The organism is Arthrobacter sp. 05T47, assembly GCF_056395825.1.
Window position 1 is genome coordinate 17960 of record NZ_JBFTKG010000024.1, and the last position, 16626, is coordinate 34585.

The following is a 16626-nucleotide window of genomic DNA, read 5'->3' on the forward strand; positions in this document are numbered from 1 at the left end:
ACCGCCCTCCCCACACAAACTCCGGACGCCGAGATCGGCGCACAAAACAAAGGCAAACATTATGACACTCACTGACACCGAGCAGTTCACGGTCCGACGCTCTACCTCGGAGCAAAGTAGCGCCAGCGTCTTGCCCTCCGTTTTGCCTCCCGCGGGGCACTTCATCGGTGGAGCATTTGTTCCCGGTTCCTCCACCCGGCTCATCGACGTCGTCGACCCCACCACGGAGCAGGTCATCACGTCCGTTCAGGCAGGCACAGCCTCGGATGTGGACGATGCGGTTGAGGCGGCCGTGGCGGCCCAGAAGTCCTGGGGCGCCACGACACCGAAGGAACGGTCCGAGGTGCTCTCCCTGATCGCCAATATCATTGAAGCCAACCGGGAAGCCTTCGAAATCATCGAGTCCGCCAACACCGGTAAACCGCGGACCGTTGCGGAGGACGATGTCTCCAGCACCATCGATACCTTCCGTTTCATGGCCGGGGCTTCCCGCACACTGACGTCCATGGCAGGTGGCGACTACGCCACCGGACACACGTCGGTCATCCTCCGGGAACCCGTCGGCGTCGTCGGCGTCATCACCCCTTGGAACTACCCGCTGCTGATGGCTGCTTGGAAGATCGCGCCCATCCTGGCCGCCGGAAACAGCATCGTCCTCAAGCCCTCGGAACAGACCCCGCTCTCGACGCTGAAGCTGGCAGAACTTGTCGCCGGACGCATCCCCGACGGGATTCTCAACGTCGTGACGGGACAAGGCCGAACCGTGGGGCAGCGACTCTCCGAACACCCTGATGTCGCCCTCGTTGCGTTGACGGGGAGCGTCGTCAGCGGACAGGCGGTGGCGGAGACCGCGGCCAAATCCGTCAAGCGCGTCCATCTGGAACTCGGCGGCAAGGCCCCGGTTGTTGTCTTCCCGGACGCCGACCTCCGCGCGGCAGCCGCCGGCGTGCGAAACGCTGGCTTCTGGAATGCCGGCCAGGACTGCGGCGCAGCCTGCCGCGTGCTCGTCCACGAGTCCGTGGCCGAGGAGTTCACCGAGCACCTGGTACGTGAGGTCGGCACCCTGGTCGTCGGCGCTCCAGGCGCAGGAGAGGACGTGGAAATCGGTCCCATGATTTCGCGCCCCCACTTCGAACGCGTGAAGGAGGCGCTCGCCGAGGCAAAGGCTGCGGGCCTTCAGGTGGCCGTCGGTGGCTCGGCGTTGGCAGGCCCCGGCTACTTCATTGAACCCACGGTGATCAGCGACGTTCCGGCCGGGGCGCCTATTGCGACCCACGAAATCTTCGGTCCGGTCGTCACCGTCGAGTCCTTCAGTACCACCGAAGAAGCCATTACCCGGGCAAACGAAAGCCCCTATGGCCTTTCTGCCTCGGTATGGACGCGGGATTCGAGCCTCTCGCTCAGCGTTCCGAAGCGACTCGATTTCGGCACTGTCTGGGTCAATTCACACCTGGTGCTGGCCTGCGAGGTTCCGTGGGGCGGATTCAAGGGATCCGGCTATGGCCGCGACCTCTCGCTGTATGCCCTGGACGACTACTCCCGGACCAAGCACGTCATGATCAACCACGGCGCATGAGCGTTAAGACCAGCATCGGAGCTCAGTAATGACCACCACGAATCATTCCCACCCGGCGTCGTCGGCTCGCGCCGCAACCCCGTCCGCTCCCTTCGGGACGGATGTAACCTGGACCAACTGGGGCGGCAACCAGAGCGCCACGCCCGCTTTCACCGTCCGGCCCACGAATGAACAGGAAGCGCTCGACGCCGTCCGGTTCGCCATCCGCGAAGGCCTGCCCGTACGCGCCGTCGGTTCAGGGCATTCGTCTTCTCCGCTGGTCCAGACGGGCGGCGTCCTGATGGACATGTCCGCACTCTCGGCCATCACTGGAACGGACCTCATGCGGCGTCGCGCCCGGGCCCTGGCCGGCACCACCATCAACACCTTTGGCGATCCGCTGTGGGAGCAGGGGCTGGCATTGGGCAACCAGGGTGACATCGACAAGCAGCAGATCGCCGGGGCCCTCGCCACCAGCACGCACGGCTCCGGAAAGAACCTGGGCAGCTTCTCATCAGCACTGCGTTGGGTCAGGCTGATCAACGGCTACGGCGAAATCGTCGAAATCGGTGAAGGACAGCTCCGCGAACTCAGGGCCGCGCAGGTCGCCTTGGGGACGCTCGGAATATTCCTTGAGGTCGAACTGGCGGTCGAGGACCGCTATTACCTGCAGGAGGAGATTACCTATCCCACATGGGCGGAGACCGCGGCAACCTGGCAGGCTGACATCGACGCGAACCGGCACTACTCGTTCCTCTGGTGCCCGGACGACGACTCCTGCGAGCTCCTGGACCTGCCCGGATCGCCGGGCCAGAGCATGGCAAACCGCAGCTACACCAAGCGGTACAACATTGCCCAGATCAAGGACGAGCGTGAAATTTCCACGACGGAGGGTGCCCGGCTGGACCGGTCCTACCGCATCTACCCGGGCGGATTCACCACACCCTTCCATGAACTCGAGTACTTCGTTCCCAGCGAGCACGGACTGGAGGCCGTCGAGGCCGTCCAGGACCTGATCCGCACCAAGCATTCCGACCAGAAGTACCCCGTCGAGGTCCGCTGGGTGAAGGCCGACGACGGTTACATGTCCCAGTTCCAAGGACGCGACACCACTGTCATCACCCTGACCACTGAACCCGGAACCGACTACTGGCCCTTCTTCCGGGACGCAGACGCGGTGCTGCAGGAATTCGAGCCACGTGCCCACTGGGGAAAGATCCACTTCATGACCAGGAGCCGCTTGGAGCGCCTCTACCCGGAGCTTGACACCTTCATCCAGGTTCGCCGGGAATTCGACCCCCGCGGAATGTTCCTTAACGACCACACCCGTGCCCTCGTGGGCTAAACCACCAATTCGATGCGGGAAGAGAAGACATGAGCCATTTTCAGGACAACGCCTACCTTGTCACGGGAGCCAGCTCCGGCATCGGTCTCGCTACCACTCGAGCCCTCCTGGCGCAAGGGGCCAAGGTCGCAGCAGTAGGGCTGCCTGACCGGCTGCTTGATGATGCAAAACGCCAGCTGACCGGCGCTGTGATCTTCATCGAAGCCGACGTATCTGAGTCCCTGCAGGTCGATAGCGCCTTCGCCCAGGCGGAAGCCGAACTCGGACCACTGAGCGGAGCCTTCAACGCTGCAGGGATCTCCAGCGTGGCGCCCATCGCAGAAACGTCCGACGAGCTGTGGCAAAGACTGATCCAGGTGAACTTGACCGGCACCTTCCACTTCGCCAGGGCAGCGGCGCGAACGCTCACATCCAACGGCGGCGGATCGCTGGTCTGCACCGCCAGCGAGCTGTCACTGGTCGGCCAGACGGGCTACTCCGCGTACACCGCGACCAAGGGCGGCGTCCTTTCGATGATGCGGTCTTTGGCCGCCGAACTTGCCCCTGCCGGCGTCCGGGTCAACGCACTATCCCCGGGCACGACAGATACTCCGATGCTCGCGGCCGAGTTCGCGAACGAAGCAGAACGCGCCAGGGACGAAGCGTCCGTGCCGCTTGGCCGGTTCGCCCTGCCGGAGGAGATCGCAGCCGCGGCGCTGTGGCTACTGGGCCCTGATTCCTCATATGTCACGGGAACAAACCTTGTTGTCGACGGTGGTCGAACCACGACGTTCCCACTCGGACATTGAATCCCACATCCAACGCACGTACTGAAAGGCAAAATCACATGAGCTCTGTCCTGGTCACGGGCGGTGCCGGATTCACCGGACGCCACATCATCAACGAACTTGCCGACGCCGGCCACCAAACCGTCAGCTACAACCGGGATTTCCTCGAGGCTCCTCGCCCCGACGTCGTTTCCGTTCAGGGCGAGCTGTTCGATGTCCCTCGGCTCCTGGAAGTATTCAAGGAGCACGACGTCGACACCATCGTCCACACCGCCGCAATATCCCACCCGACCTATTCCCTGAGCTTCCCCCTGGCAACCTTTGCTGCCAACGTCGAAGGGACGGTGGCGGTTTTCGAGGCGGCGCGACTGCACGGCGTCAAACGGATCATCTTCTTCTCTTCCGAGTGCGTGTACGGCAAGACCTCGGCACCTGTGGTTCTCGAATCGGAGCCCGTAAATCCCACGACGCCCTACGCCGTGACGAAGGTTACCGGGGAGTGGCTCGGCCAGGTCTACGGCGACAGGTACGGGATCGACGTTATCTCCCTGCGCATCGGGCAGGTTTACGGACCCGGAAACCGCATGGATGAAGTCATGCGGGATATCATGCGCGGCGTGGTCCGTGACGGTGCGTTCTCACAGGACCGCGGGGCCGATCACCGCTACAACCTGGTCTACGTCCGCGACGTCGCTCTTGCCATCCTGGCGGCAGTCCAGGCACCACAAACAGCCTCGGCCAGGCCGCTGGCCTACAACATCTCCGGCAGCGAGTACTGGACACTCAGCGACGTCGTCAAGGAAGTACGAATCGCATTCCCGGACGCCACTGTGGAGATCGGTCCCGGGGCGGATCCAACCCTGGACCTGCAGGGCCACTTCAGCATCGCTTCCGCGGCCGCGGATCTGGGCTACGAACCGGCCTGGCCGCTGCAGCGGGCCATCGGCGACTACGCAGACTGGCTTTCCAGCCATGACTTCTGAGCCCGCTAAGGGCGGATGGAGGCAGGGGGCGGCCTGCGTTGCCGCGTTGACGTTCGACGTCGACGCCGAGTCACCCGTTCTGGCGGCCGGCCGCCGCTACGCCGAGAATGCGATGGCGATGACTCACCAGGCGTTCGGACCCAAGGTGGGTGTTCCTCGGATTCTCCAAATGCTGAAAGATGTCCAACAGCCGGCGACATTCTTCATTCCAGGGGTTACCGCGGAGCGCTATCCCCACATGGTTGAACAGGTCCTGGAAGCGGGGCATGAGATCGCGCACCACTCACACACTCACCGCACCGCAGTGAACATGAGTTTCGACGAGGAACGTGCCGATTTCGACCTGGCGCTTGTCGCACTCGGGCGCTTCGGCATTGCGCCAAAGGGGCATAGGGCCGCACTGTGGGAGCCCTCTTGGCAGACGCCGTCGTTGGTAGCTGAGTACGGGCTGAAATACGATTCCAGCCTGATGGACGCGGACGTCCCGTATCTGATTGAAACCCCCGCAGGAACGATTGCGGAGCTTCCCCCGCATTGGAGCCTGGACGACTGGGAGCAGTACGCGTTCCTTCCGGAACCCAAGATCGGTGAAATCATCCAGTCGCCACTGGTGGTCGCTGATATGTGGATTCACGAGATCGACGCAATGCGACGTCATGGGGCGCTTTTCATGCTCACGTGCCACCCCTTTCTCACTGGGCGGGCAGGACGGCTGGAAGCACTGCTGACCGTTATTGAAACGGCGCTGCAACGAGGCGACGTCCGCTTCTCGACCTGCGAAGCCCTCGCGGAAGCGGCCCTCAGTGACCCGGAATTGATTGCCGGGCCCCTTAATCCAGTCACAGCGTCCGCGGAGCTGTATCCGGACTACTGAACTGCGGACTACTGAACTGCGGACTACTGAACTTCGGACTACTTAACACGGCGCAACGGCGAACACTGCTGATCCCACAACACAACAGGCCAGGGGCTAAGCCCCTGGCCTGCGCTTCAGCCACGCCAGCCGCGCGTTGTGAAGCTTCAACCCCATGACCGTCCCAGCGAAAGAAGGCCCATAGCAATGAACTCCCCGTCCCAGCTGTTGTCGGAGGCACCTGGTCCACCACAGACGCCCAATCCTGAATCCCTCCAACTCAAACGGGAGATGGGGTTCTGGTCCTCGTTCTCTTTGGCGTTCGCGTTCATGTCGCCAATCATCGGCTTGTACGGCGTATTTGGCTTGGCACTGATGGCCGCAGGGCCGGCCTTCTGGTGGGGCCTGCTGGCGGTTCTCTTGGGCCAGGCCCTGGTAGCGGCGGTCCTTGCCGAGCTCGCTTCACGTTGGCCTGTTGCCGGAGGGGTCTGCCTTTGGTCCAGGTCCCTTCTGGGGCACACCTACAGCTGGTACGCAGGATGGGCCTACATCTGGACCCTCATCATCACAGTCGCCGCTGTAGCCTTCGGCGGAGGCACATTCCTGGCCTCATTGCTCGGCATCGAACAGCCTGACACGACAACGAAAATCATCCTGGGCGCCGTCATCTTGTTGGTCAGTACGATTGCCAACTCCGCCGGCAGGAAATGGCTGAGCCTGCTGGTGACCGTGAGCATCGTGTGCGAGGTCATCGCCAGCCTGGGAGTCGGGTTGGTACTCATCATCTTCCATCGCCGAAATTCCCTCAGCACGATCCTGGAGTCCTTCGGATCCGCACCCGACACCACCGCATACGTCTTTGGGCCTTTCCTGGCGGCAGTGGCAATTATCGGATGGTCGTTTGTTGGATTTGAAAGTGCAGGCGCAATAGCCGAGGAAGTTCGATCGCCCGAACGCAGAGTGCCTCGGGCTGTGCTGACGTCCCTGGTCACGGTGGCATCGGTCATCACGTTTTCGTGCCTTGCCCTGCTCCTGGCAATCCCGGATATTGGTGCCGCCATGTCCGGGGCAGACCCGGACCCGATTACGACAACCCTGACTGCCAATCTTGGCGAGGGAATCACCAAGCCGCTCCTGGTGACCATCGTCCTGGGATTCATCGCGGGGACGGTAGCGCTGCAGGCTGCCGTATCGCGATCGATTTTCGCATTCGCCCGGCTGGATGCCCTGCCTGCGGCCAAGGTTCTGAGGCGCCTCAGCAAGACCGACCGGCTGCCCATCAACGCCCTCTTAGTCTCTGCGGTCGCTTCAATGATCGTCCTTGCACTGTCGGCATCGCAGGTGTACGGCGCCCTCATTGCGTTCGCAACGGCGGGCTTCTACGTGGCTTTCATCTTCCCAGTGCTGGCCGCCCTAGTAGTGCGGCTGAAAGGAGCATGGAAGGCCGGACCCTTCAGCCTGGGAGTTTTCGGCCCGGTGGTGAACGTGGCTGCGCTGTTGTGGTTGGGTTTTGAGATCGTCAATATCGCATGGCCCCGGCAGCCGGAGGCGCCGTGGTACCAAAACTACGCAGTGATTGTGGTGTTCGTGCTCCTTGGCCTGGCGGGTTTCGCGGTGGAAAGGCGCCTGCGTCGGCGCAATAGCGGCCCCTCGTCTGCCGAGACAGTGACAGAGACGGAGACGGAGACAGAGACGGAGCCGGAACTGTTGCAGATCGGTCCGTGAGCGCCGCCCAGCAAGAAGTTGCCCAGTAGCGCCGATCAGCACGCGCAGGGTCCGCTGACAGTAAACGTGACAGCAAAACGCACGGCTTTGCCCCGCAGCAGGGGGCAAAGCCGTGCGTCGTGTCTTGCAACTGGGGCTACTCCGGAACCACCAGGGCGGGGGTGTCCTTTCGGATGGTCTCGCCCCGGAAGAATCCCGGATGCAGCTTCGCGGTCACGAGCATGACCACCACGCCCAGGGCGAGAATGCCGATGCCCAGGATGAACACCAGGCCCACGCCGAAGACCTCGGAGCCGCTGCCGAATTCCGGTGCCCAGCTGTCCACGGCGGTCTGGAAGAAGACCACGGTGAGGACCAGTCCGCCAAGGACCGGGAACAGCAGCCGCATGAAGACGTTGCGGACACTGGAGAACAGGCTGTGACGGAAGTACCACGTGCAGGCGAACGCAGTAAGGGCGTAGTAGAAGCAGATCATCAGGCCCAGGGCCATGATGGTGTCGTTGAGGACGTTTTCGCTGACCACCTTCATGACGGCGTAGAAGCCGCCGGAAATCACGCCGGCGATCACCGTGGCGTAGCCCGGGGACCCGAAGCGCTTGCTGACGGATGCGAAGCGCGACGGCAGGGCGCCGTAGTGGCCCATCGCCAGCAGGCTGCGGGCGGGGGAGGCCATGGTGGACTGCAGGGACGACGCGGTGCCGGAGAGCACGGCCAGGGACATCAGGATGGCCAGCGGGCCCATGACGGGGGAGGCCAGTGCCGCGAAGATGTTCGACTGGTTGTCCGGGTTGTTCAGGCCGATGCCGTCGGTTCCGGTGCCGGCCACCATCATGGTGGCCACGATCGCGACGAGGTAGAGGGCCAGGACGGCGACCGCCGTCGTTGTTCCCGCCCGGCCTGCCGTGCCCTTGCCGCCCTTGGTTTCCTCGTTCACGGTGAGGCAGACGTCCCAGCCCCAGTAGACGAAGACGGCCAGTGACATGCCCGCGGCGAACTGCTCGAAGCTGCCGATCTTCATCGGGTTGAACCAGTCCCAGCTGAAGGCGATTGCGGTGCCCGAGTCGCCCGAGGCGGCGTGGGTGAGCGCCATGACGACGAAGATGCCCAGGACGAGCACCTGGAATCCGACCATGGTGTACTGCACCAGCTTGGTGGCGTGCAGGCCGCGGTAGCTGACCCAGACGGCCAGTGCCACAAACACGAGGCAGGTCAGGATGTTCACGGCGGTGTTGGAGGTCAGGTCCGCGAGCTCGGGGTTGTTGAAGACCTGGGCCAGGAAGAGGTAGAAGAAGTCCACCGCGACGCCGGCCAGGTTGGACAAAACAATGATGTTGGCCGCCAGCAGCCCCCAGCCGCCCATCCAGCCGACGAACGGGCCGAACGCCTTGGTGGCCCACGTGAAGGTGGTGCCGCTGTCCGGGGAATCGGCGTTGAGCTCCCGGTAAGCGAACGCCACCAGGATCATGGGGATGAACGCAACGATGAAGATCGCCGGCAGCTGCAGGCCGACGGCGCCGACCGCGGGTCCCAGCGAGCTGGTAAGGCTGTAGGCGGGCGCCACGGAGGAAATGCCGAGGACGACGACGGCGAGCAGGCCAAGCTGGCCGCCCTTGAGCCCCTTGCCCGAGATGCCGTGCTTGGAACCGGCCGGATCGACGACGTCGTGCGTGATGGTGCCGTCTTCACGGCCGATAGTTTGACTCATGGCTGACCTTATTCTGGGAGATTCTGGGAGGCGGATGGTTGCTGCTGGGTGATGCAGTGGATGCCGCCGCCGCGGGCGAAGAGCTCGCGGGCGTCGATGCCCACCACTGTGCGGCCGGGGTAGGCATCGCCGAGGATTCGCAAGGCCTTGTCGTCCATCGGGTCGCCGAAGGTGCAGGCGATGACGCCGCCGTTGACCACCAGGTGGTTGATGTAGCTGTAGTCGACGAAGCCTTCCTCGTCCGTGAGGATTTCCGGGGCGGGGACCTCGATGATGTTCCATTCGCGGCCGGCCGCGTCCCGGGTGGTGGCGAGGTGGTTGATGATGTCCCGGCTGACCTGGAAGTCGGGGTGCTCCGGGTTCTGCTGGGAGTGGACCAGCAACGTGCCCGGGGACGGGATGGCGGCGACGATGTCGACATGCCCGCGGGTGCCGAACCGTTCCGAATCCCGGGTCAGCCCCCGCGGAAGCCAAACGACGTGCGTGGCGCCCAGCGTCCTGGCCAGTTCTGCCTCGACGTCGGCCTTGCTGAGCCCCGGGTTGCGGCCCGGATCCAGCTGGACCGTCTCGGTGACGAGGACCGTGCCTTCGCCGTCGACGTGGATGCCGCCGCCCTCGTTCACCAGCGGCGAGACGACGTGGCGGGCCGCGGAGCGTGCCGCGACGTCCGCTGCCACGAGCGAGTCCTTGTCCCAGGCGGCCCAGTCCTGGCCCCCCCAGCCGTTGAAGACCCAGTCCACGGCGCCGAGCCGGCCGGCGTTGTCCAGCACGAACGTGGGGCCGATGTCCCGCATCCAGGCATCGTTCAGCGCGGCGGTGACCACCTCGATCTCCGGGCGGAGGTAGCCGGCGGCGGTCTCGACGTCGTCCGGGGCCACCACCATGGTGACGGGTTCGAAATCCACGACGGCGTTCGCGACGGCGGCCCAGACAGATCGGGCGGCGTGGGCTTCTTCCGCTGTCTCGCCCAGCGTGTAGCCGCCGGTGGGAAACGCCATCCAGACGCGGTCCTGGGGTGCCGTTTCGGACGGCATCCGCCAGGCGCTCACGCCGTGGCCTTCTGCATGGTTGCCGTCTGCTCAGTGGTCTTCTGCGCAGTGGCACTATGTGCGTCAGGACCGAGCGGGGCCTCGGGGCGCACGGGTTCGGTCAGCCGCGCGTAAGTGTCCGGGCGGCGCGTGGCCAGGAACGGGAAGAGCGTGAGCCAGTCCTTGCGCTGGTCAAGGTCCAGATCCGCGACCAGCACGGCGGATTCGTCCCGCGGCGCTTGGGCGAGGATCCGGCCATAGGGATCGGAGATGAAGGACGAGCCGTAGAAGTTCAGCGTGCCTTCGCTGCCGTAGCGGTTGGGGGCCACCATGAACAGCCCGTTGGCAATCCCGTTGCCCACAATGACCTGCTGCCACAACGGCTGGGTGTCGAAGTCCGGGTGGTCCGGCTCGGAGCCAATGGCCGTGGGGTAGACCAGGATTTCTGCCCCGCCGAGGGAGTAGATCCGCGCCAGCTCGGGGAACCACTCGTCCCAGCAGGTGGGCATGCCCAGCCGTGCGCCGCCGAGTTCGGCGGGGGAGTGGACCTCATAGGCGTCCTCGCCCTCGGGGCCCTTGCGGAAGAACTTGTCCTCGTAGTAGCCGGCCGTGACGGGGATATGCAGCTTGTGGGTGCGGCCCAGCAGTTCGCCTTCGGGGGACACCAGGATGGCGGTGTTCAGGCCGAGTCCGTCATCGGAGCCGTCCGGGTTCTCCGCCTTCTGGTACAGCGAGGCATGGACACAGACTCCGTGCCGGCGGGCCGCGTCCGCCGCGAAGTGGAACGTGGGGCCGGTGAGCAGGTCCTCGGCGATGTCCGAGGGCCGCGGGCGCGTGGCCCCGCCGCCGGTCGTGTCGTTCTCCGGAAGCGTGTCCGCCGGGTAGCGGGACAGGGTGAGTTCGGGCAGGAAGACGACGGTGGCTCCCAGTCGGGCGGCGCGCCCGATGCCTTCGTCCAGTTCGGCGCGCAGGGCCGTGGCGTCGGGCTGCCAGCGGTGCTGCACGACGCCGACGCGCAGCGCCGGCCGGCCGGACGGCGCCGTCCGGGCGAGGGAGGGCGGGCAATCGAGCGAAGTGATTTCAATCATGGCTACTCCAGTGAGACGGGCGTCACAGAAATGAACGTTGTTCATTTAGTATCGGGGCACTCGCAGCTCGGGACAAGACCAAAAATGAATAAAGTTCATTTATTTATTCGGCGGCGGGCCGTAAGGCCCTAGACCGCGGAATGGGCGCGGCAGAATCTGGGCGTATGACTCCAGCGAATCCGGGGCCCGCCCCGGACATCAAGGCCGCCCAGCTCCAGGAACAGCCGACGGCGGTGGTGCACGAGACTGTCCCGATGAACGCCCTGCGGGACTTTTTCGGCCGTGCCTTCGGTGCCGTCATGGGCGCGGTGCAGGAGCAGCACGTCCAGCTGGCCGGACCGCCGTTCGCGCTGTACCGCGGCACGCCGACCGACGTCGTCGATGTCGAAGCGGGGTTCCCCCTCGCCGCGCCCTTCACGAACCCGGGCGGCGCGGACACCGCGGTCATCGCCGGGAGCCTCCCCGCGGGCCGGGCCTACGAGGCGATGCACATCGGTCCCTACGAATCACTGCCGCAGACCTACGGCGCCATCATGGCGCGGATGCGGCACGACGGCGCGAGCCCGGGGGAGGCAATGTGGGAGTACTACCTGACCGATCCCGGCGTCGAACCCGACCCGGCGAAATGGCAGACTCTGGTGGTTTGGCCGGTCGCGTGACCTGCCCGTCTGAACCCGTCCTGGACTGCCCGTCTGGACCCGACCTGAACCGCCCGGCCGACGCCCACGGCCGGGCTCCGGCCAGGGCCGCTGCCCCGGATTTCCGCGGCCCGGCAGTCTCATTGTGTCGGATTGGCCACACTATTGCTCAACTCCATGCATAATGTCCTAAACTGCTTCACTGAGGTGCCTGAAATGGCGCTGCGCAGCAACGAAAGTGAACCCCAAAATGGCTACCGATTACGACGCCCCACGCAAGACAGAAGAAGAATCTCCCGCCGAGTCGCTGGAGGCCCTGCAGGCGTCCCGCGGTGGCGGCGCGCAGACTGCTGTGATCGACGTCGATGAGAACGACACCGCCGAAGGCATTGATCTCCCGGGTGCGGATCTGTCCGGCGAAGAGCTGACCGTCGTTGTTGTTCCCGAGCAGTCCGATGAATTCACCTGTGCCTCCTGCTTCCTGGTCCGCCACCGGTCCCAGGTTGCCCTTGAAAAGAACGGCATGAAGTACTGCCGCGACTGCGAAGGCTAAGAGCCTTCCAGCACTAAACGCACGAAGCGCCGGACCCGCCAGGGTGCCGGCGCTTCGTGCGTTCCTGCCCGCTCCGGCACGCCTGGACCCAGCGAGCGGGCGCGTTATCTGTTCGTAAACGAATCTCGAAGCACCCTCCGGAGACATCCGTCCGTGACCGGCGGCGGGCCGCGCTAACAGTTGGGCGCCGAAATGGTGGGCGGCCTCGCCCGCCGGTTCGGCTCCGCTTACGCTGAAAGCGTCTGACAGTGCCGCCCGTCCAGGCTCCCCGCCCAGACCGCCCGTCAACACAGGGCAGTGCGTTCAATATCGGAGCAGTTCAGTGTCAGGGGGTGGCCGCTTTGAAAAAGACCCAGCTGAAGAAGATCCAGGTGAAGAAGATCCACGCATTGCTCGCGGCAGTGCTGATGGCCATAGGCCTGGGGATGCTCGCACCGGCGCCGGCAGCCGCGGACCCATACTGCGGACTGGTCTGGGGATCGCTGATGAAAACGGATCCTGCCATGAGCCAGGCCCAGGCGGTGAACGTCCGGAGCGGCCAGCACTACTGCTTCGATCGGCTCGTCATCGACCTGAACGGCCCGGTGGCCGGCTACACCGTCCGCTATGTTCCCCAAGTACTGCAGGACGGGTCGGGCCTGCCGGTCCTGCTGCGCGGCCAGGCCTTCATCCAGCTCACGGTCAACGCGCCGGCCTATGACAGCAACGGCAACTCCACGTACACCCCTGCGGACAAGAATGAACTTGTGAACGTGAGCGGGTACCAGACGTTTCGGCAGGTGGCGTGGGCGGGCAGCTTCGAGGGTTACAGCAGCCTGGGCCTGGGGGTCCGTGCCCGGCTGCCGTTCCGGGTCCTTGCCCTGGCCGGACCGGGCACCGGGTCACGGTTCGTGGTGGATGTGGCGCACTTCTGGTGAACCGGCCGAACCCGGCGGGCCCGGTGGCTAGAGGGAGTTGAGTTCGGCCCGAAGCGGGTAGTCCCGGCCGTCGAGCACCAGCTGGGTGCAGCGTCCCGTGCTGCGGTTGAGGACGATCGGGGCCATGAGGTTGACCGTGGTGGAACCGGGGGTGTGGTTGAGGACGATCAGTACCTGGGGTACCTCCGACTCCGGAAGGTCCAGTGCCTCCAGCGCTGCTGCAGGGATGGGCGGGGCGTAGCTGGGAGCAAACACGGCGGCGTCGGCCAGGAACAGCCGCACCGGAGAGGAAGCAGCTTCCAGGGCATACAGCCCGGGCGCGCCCTCGACGCTGCGCAGGCTGAAGTCGTGCAGATCCTCGAAGCCCGGCATGGGCGCGGTGAACACGACAGGCAGGTTGGCGACAGGAGTGTCCATGACCGGGGCACTCACCGCAGGAAGTCCATCAGCGTCGGCTGAAGCACGCGCGCCGTCGCGGCCAGGGCCACCTGGTAGTTGGTCTCCTGAAGCTTCAGGTCCATGATGACGCTGCCAAGATCTGCCTTCTCGATGCCCGTCTTCTGTGCATCCAAGGTGGCCTCCAATTCTGTGTTGACGCTGCTGGCACGTTCCAGCTGGGCCTGGCGTGTTCCGATGTCAGAACGCCCGTTGATGACGTCCTTGGCCCCGGACTCGAGCTTGCCGGCCAGTGCCGTCACGTCCGAGTTGCTGCGCAGTCCGTTGACGATTCCGCTGACGGTTTCGAAGATCGACGTGGCGCCGTCACCGAAGATCGCGGCGCCGTCGGCGTCCACCCGGACGGTCTGGTTTTCACTGATGCGGCGCTCCACGGAGCTGTTGGCAATCCCGTTGAACGTCGCGGGCGTGGCCGGCGGGCCAGATGTCCCGGCGGTGAAGGCGTTGGCAGCGTCCGAACTGCCTGCGAAGATGTTGCGGCCCAGGTGCTTTCGGTTGGCGATCGACAGGAGGTCCTTGTTCAGGCCCTCGAGCTCGAGGGCGATCGCGTCCCTGCCCGACTGGTTGAGCGTGCCGTTGCCGGCCTGGACCGTGAGGTCCTGCATTTTGTGGACCACGTTGGTGGCCTGCTCCAGGGCGGAATCCGCGGCGGTGAGCCAGCGGTCGCCGTCGTCGATGTTCCGGCCGTACTGGGCGGCGGCGGCGATCCGGGAGCGGGTCTGGAGGGCCTGCGCCGTGGCCGCGGGGTCGTCCGAGGGCCGGGAGATCTTGTCGAGGGTGCTCGCCTTGTCCTGCAGTTCGGCGAGTTTCGCCTGCTGGGCCTGCAGCGTCCGCTGGGCCGACGTGCTCATGGTCAGGTTTGTTACCCGGTTCAGCATGTCTACCTTCCTACCAGTCCGGTGCGGTTGATCAAAACATCCAGGGCCTCGTCCACGGCCGTCATGACCCGGGCGGCGGCCTGGTAGGCGTGCTGGTTAGTGAGCAGGCTGACGTTTTCCTCGTCCAGGCTGACCGAGGCGGAGGACGCGCGGTTGGCCTGGGCGGACGCCTGCGACGCGGCGGCCAGGGCATCGTGCTGCTGCGCGCCCCGGGACAGGACACCGATCCCCGTCACGACGCCGGCCCAGAGGCTGTCCGGGGATCCGGGACCCGTGCCGAGCTGGGAAATCTTGTCCGCCACGCTGTTGTCCAGATTCCCAGCCCCGGCGCCGATGCCGATGCCGCTGGCGTCTTTGGGCAGGACAGCGATATCCAGCGCCGCCGGCAGCCCGGAGGCCGGACTGAAGAAGTTGCCGGCCACCGCCCCGGTGGAGGTCCGGGCGCCGTTGTGGAGGGCGTTGACGGCGTCCCTCAGGTTTGAAGCAAACGTGTTGTACGACGCCGCTGCCTCGGCAATCGCGCCGCCGGTGCCTGCGCTGTTGGCAGGCGCCAGGACGGACAGGGCGCCGGCGATTTCGCCGTCGGTGACCGGCACGGCCGCGCCGGGCCGGTCCGCCCATTCGAGCTGGACCGGGGACCCGAGCGAGTCCCCGGACTGCGTGCCGGAGAGGGCCAGGGCCCGGACCGAGGTGCCCATGACGAGGGCGTTGCCGCCGACGTGGATGTCCACGGTGCCGTCAGCCTGTTCGCGGACAGTTCCGCCGGTCAGGCGGGAGATCGTCTCCGTGAGCTTGGCCCGAGCGTCGATGAGTTCGTTGGCTGAACCGCCCGCAGCGGTCGTCGAGCGAATGGTCGCGTTGAACGCGGCCACCTGCGCTGCCGCAGAGTTGACGGCGTCGACGTTGTCCTGGGCCTGGCCGCGAACGCTGGTCCACTGCGCCGTCAGCGACTGATAGCCGGCGGAGATCTTCGCGGTGAGCTCGTTGCCGGCCTGCAGGAGCTGCCCCGCCGGACCGGATTCCCCGGGCTGGTTGGACGCGCCCTGCCAGGCCGACCAGAAGTTGTGCAGCGCGGAGGAAATCCCGTTGTCGCCCGGTTCCTGCAGGATCCCCTCGATTCCCTGCAGCGCGGCGGACCGGACACCGGCGTAACCGGCCCGGGCGCCGGCAGAGCGGACACCCGCGTCCAGGAAGCTGCTGCCGAGACGGGCGATGCCGTCCACCGAGACACCGTTGCCGGACTCCGGGCGGCCCGAGCCGAAGAGGCCCTGGGCCGGGGCGGCGATGGAGGACTGCTGAACGCGCTGCCGGGTGTAGCCCTCGGTAGCGGCGTTGGCGATGTTCTGGCCGGCGACGTTCATGCCCTGCTGGGCAGCCGTCAGCCCCCGGTAGGCGGTATTCAGGGCGCCAAAGGTGCTCATGGTCGCTTCCTTAGAATTGCTTGTCGAAAAGGCGCGAGCCGGCGGTTTCCCCGGTCTTGCCGTGGGCGTCGTACGTGCCGGCGGCGGCGGGCCGGAGGTCGGCCAGGGACTCCTGGGTGGAACGGACCGCGGTGCGCAGGTACTGCTCATTGGAGTCGCGCAGCTCCTTGATGAGGGCCGTCTGGCGGGTCAGCGCGGTCAGGTGCGCGGTCAGGACCTCGGACCAGGCGCCTTCCGGGGCGGCAGCGGCCAGCTCCCCGAGCGAAGCATCGGAGGGCAAACCCCAGGTTTCGGCGACGACGGCGGCCTCGATGGTGCGCGCCAGGCTCGCCTTGGAGAGGTGCTCGAGGACCTGCTCGACTTCCTTGGTGCCGTGGGCCAGCCAGCGCGATTTGCCTGAGGTGAGCAGCAGTTGCTCTTCCTCCAGCTTGAAAGTGAGAACGTCCAGGAGTTCACGCTCCCGCCACAGCAGGGCTGACAGTTCGTGGATGGCCATAGGTCCGGAGGACTCCCTCTTCGGTGACAGGTGCGGTGGTGCCGGGGCGGCTGATTAATCGTGCGGACGATTCAGCCAACAGCTGGGTTCGTAGAAACTATCGGCAGGGCTGCGGCAAGCGTTAGCAGCAATAAAGCTGATATCACGCTGGACTTCACGACACCGCAGGGCAGCATCAAGCCGGAAAACATTTTTTCGGATTCCCCTTACCAGAGTTA

The 16626-nt window shown here is 65.3% G+C and carries 16 protein-coding genes; 9 read left to right on the forward strand and 7 right to left on the reverse strand.

Going from position 1 to position 16626, the window contains the following annotated elements:
- The first annotated feature begins 61 nt into the window (after window positions 1–61).
- From AC1DEY_RS15885 to AC1DEY_RS15910, 6 genes are all read left to right on the forward strand, one after another.
- Complete coding sequence (locus AC1DEY_RS15885) at window positions 62–1576, forward strand: aminobutyraldehyde dehydrogenase (RefSeq protein ID WP_476868800.1); 1515 nt, start codon at window positions 62–64, stop codon at window positions 1574–1576.
- Between the two features lie 28 nt (window positions 1577–1604).
- Complete coding sequence (locus AC1DEY_RS15890; protein WP_476868801.1) at window positions 1605–2900, forward strand: D-arabinono-1,4-lactone oxidase; 1296 nt, start codon at window positions 1605–1607, stop codon at window positions 2898–2900.
- A gap of 29 nt (window positions 2901–2929) precedes the next feature.
- Window positions 2930–3688 (forward strand): SDR family NAD(P)-dependent oxidoreductase, encoded by a 759-nt coding sequence (locus tag AC1DEY_RS15895; protein WP_476868802.1) that lies wholly within the window; start codon window positions 2930–2932, stop codon window positions 3686–3688.
- Between the two features lie 38 nt (window positions 3689–3726).
- Entirely contained in the window at window positions 3727–4650 is a 924-nt protein-coding gene (locus AC1DEY_RS15900; RefSeq protein WP_476868803.1) for an NAD-dependent epimerase/dehydratase family protein, read from the forward strand.
- Window positions 4640–5524 carry a polysaccharide deacetylase family protein gene (locus AC1DEY_RS15905; RefSeq protein WP_476868804.1) on the forward strand — a complete coding sequence of 295 codons (885 nt, stop codon included), beginning with the start codon at window positions 4640–4642 and terminating at the stop codon, window positions 5522–5524. Before AC1DEY_RS15900 ends, AC1DEY_RS15905 begins: the two co-directional genes overlap by 11 nt.
- 270 nt (window positions 5525–5794) lie before the next feature.
- On the forward strand, window positions 5795–7228 hold the full coding sequence (locus AC1DEY_RS15910; protein ID WP_476868847.1) for an APC family permease: 1434 nt from the start codon (window positions 5795–5797) through the stop codon (window positions 7226–7228).
- A gap of 136 nt (window positions 7229–7364) precedes the next feature.
- Here the strand turns inward: AC1DEY_RS15910 and AC1DEY_RS15915 are convergent, their stop codons facing one another.
- Genes AC1DEY_RS15915 through AC1DEY_RS15925 form a run of 3 tightly spaced genes read right to left on the reverse strand, consistent with a single transcriptional unit; the run spans window position 7365 to window position 11049 of the window.
- Window positions 7365–8933 (reverse strand): APC family permease, encoded by a 1569-nt coding sequence (locus AC1DEY_RS15915; RefSeq protein WP_476868805.1) that lies wholly within the window; start codon window positions 8931–8933, stop codon window positions 7365–7367.
- Between the two features lie 8 nt (window positions 8934–8941).
- Window positions 8942–9982, reverse strand: coding sequence for an agmatine deiminase family protein (locus AC1DEY_RS15920; protein WP_476868806.1), 1041 nt, complete (start codon window positions 9980–9982; stop codon window positions 8942–8944).
- A complete protein-coding gene (locus tag AC1DEY_RS15925; protein WP_476868807.1) occupies window positions 9979–11049 on the reverse strand; it encodes a nitrilase-related carbon-nitrogen hydrolase in 1071 nt (356 codons plus the stop codon). The genes AC1DEY_RS15920 and AC1DEY_RS15925 overlap by 4 nt, the downstream gene beginning before the upstream one ends.
- Window positions 11050–11213: 164 nt before the next feature.
- Between AC1DEY_RS15925 and AC1DEY_RS15930 the strand changes: the two genes are divergently transcribed.
- The 3 genes from AC1DEY_RS15930 to AC1DEY_RS15940 all read left to right on the forward strand — a co-directional run bounded on the left by AC1DEY_RS15930 (window position 11214) and on the right by AC1DEY_RS15940 (window position 13157).
- The gene (locus tag AC1DEY_RS15930; RefSeq protein WP_476868808.1) at window positions 11214–11708 is read left to right on the forward strand and encodes a GyrI-like domain-containing protein; all 495 of its coding nucleotides are present in this window, start codon (window positions 11214–11216) and stop codon (window positions 11706–11708) included.
- A gap of 229 nt (window positions 11709–11937) precedes the next feature.
- The gene (locus tag AC1DEY_RS15935; RefSeq protein ID WP_476868809.1) at window positions 11938–12240 is read left to right on the forward strand and encodes a DUF4193 domain-containing protein; all 303 of its coding nucleotides are present in this window, start codon (window positions 11938–11940) and stop codon (window positions 12238–12240) included.
- A 371-nt stretch (window positions 12241–12611) separates the two neighbouring features.
- Window positions 12612–13157, forward strand: a complete 546-nt coding sequence (locus tag AC1DEY_RS15940; RefSeq protein ID WP_476868848.1) for an AMIN-like domain-containing (lipo)protein — start codon at window positions 12612–12614, stop codon at window positions 13155–13157.
- Between the two features lie 27 nt (window positions 13158–13184).
- Here AC1DEY_RS15940 and fliW read toward each other — a convergent pair whose 3' ends face one another.
- From fliW to AC1DEY_RS15960, 4 genes are read right to left on the reverse strand one after another with little or no spacing between them, the layout of a single operon-like run.
- On the reverse strand, window positions 13185–13574 hold the full coding sequence (gene fliW / locus AC1DEY_RS15945; RefSeq protein WP_476868810.1) for a flagellar assembly protein FliW: 390 nt from the start codon (window positions 13572–13574) through the stop codon (window positions 13185–13187).
- A gap of 11 nt (window positions 13575–13585) precedes the next feature.
- Window positions 13586–14491: a flagellar hook-associated protein FlgL gene (gene flgL, locus AC1DEY_RS15950; RefSeq protein ID WP_476868811.1), complete on the reverse strand. Its 906-nt coding sequence runs from the start codon at window positions 14489–14491 to the stop codon at window positions 13586–13588.
- Between the two features lie 2 nt (window positions 14492–14493).
- Window positions 14494–15912 carry a flagellar hook-associated protein FlgK gene (gene flgK / locus AC1DEY_RS15955; RefSeq protein ID WP_476868812.1) on the reverse strand — a complete coding sequence of 473 codons (1419 nt, stop codon included), beginning with the start codon at window positions 15910–15912 and terminating at the stop codon, window positions 14494–14496.
- A 10-nt stretch (window positions 15913–15922) separates the two neighbouring features.
- Window positions 15923–16408 carry a flagellar protein FlgN gene (locus AC1DEY_RS15960; protein ID WP_476868813.1) on the reverse strand — a complete coding sequence of 162 codons (486 nt, stop codon included), beginning with the start codon at window positions 16406–16408 and terminating at the stop codon, window positions 15923–15925.
- Window positions 16409–16626: the final 218 nt, after the last annotated feature.

Coding starts and splice junctions, on each gene's coding strand:
- AC1DEY_RS15910 (WP_476868847.1), top strand. CDS start 5,795: ATGGGGTTCTGGTCCTCGTTCTCTTTGGCGTTCGCGTTCATGTCGCCA.
- AC1DEY_RS15915 (WP_476868805.1), bottom strand. CDS start 8,933: ATGAGTCAAACTATCGGCCGTGAAGACGGCACCATCACGCACGACGTC.
- AC1DEY_RS15925 (WP_476868807.1), bottom strand. CDS start 11,049: ATGATTGAAATCACTTCGCTCGATTGCCCGCCCTCCCTCGCCCGGACG.
- AC1DEY_RS15900 (WP_476868803.1), top strand. CDS start 3,727: ATGAGCTCTGTCCTGGTCACGGGCGGTGCCGGATTCACCGGACGCCAC.
- AC1DEY_RS15935 (WP_476868809.1), top strand. CDS start 11,938: ATGGCTACCGATTACGACGCCCCACGCAAGACAGAAGAAGAATCTCCC.
- AC1DEY_RS15930 (WP_476868808.1), top strand. CDS start 11,214: ATGACTCCAGCGAATCCGGGGCCCGCCCCGGACATCAAGGCCGCCCAG.
- AC1DEY_RS15895 (WP_476868802.1), top strand. CDS start 2,930: ATGAGCCATTTTCAGGACAACGCCTACCTTGTCACGGGAGCCAGCTCC.
- AC1DEY_RS15905 (WP_476868804.1), top strand. CDS start 4,640: ATGACTTCTGAGCCCGCTAAGGGCGGATGGAGGCAGGGGGCGGCCTGC.
- AC1DEY_RS15890 (WP_476868801.1), top strand. CDS start 1,605: ATGACCACCACGAATCATTCCCACCCGGCGTCGTCGGCTCGCGCCGCA.
- flgL (WP_476868811.1), bottom strand. CDS start 14,491: ATGCTGAACCGGGTAACAAACCTGACCATGAGCACGTCGGCCCAGCGG.
- flgK (WP_476868812.1), bottom strand. CDS start 15,912: ATGAGCACCTTTGGCGCCCTGAATACCGCCTACCGGGGGCTGACGGCT.
- AC1DEY_RS15960 (WP_476868813.1), bottom strand. CDS start 16,408: ATGGCCATCCACGAACTGTCAGCCCTGCTGTGGCGGGAGCGTGAACTC.
- fliW (WP_476868810.1), bottom strand. CDS start 13,574: ATGGACACTCCTGTCGCCAACCTGCCTGTCGTGTTCACCGCGCCCATG.
- AC1DEY_RS15885 (WP_476868800.1), top strand. CDS start 62: ATGACACTCACTGACACCGAGCAGTTCACGGTCCGACGCTCTACCTCG.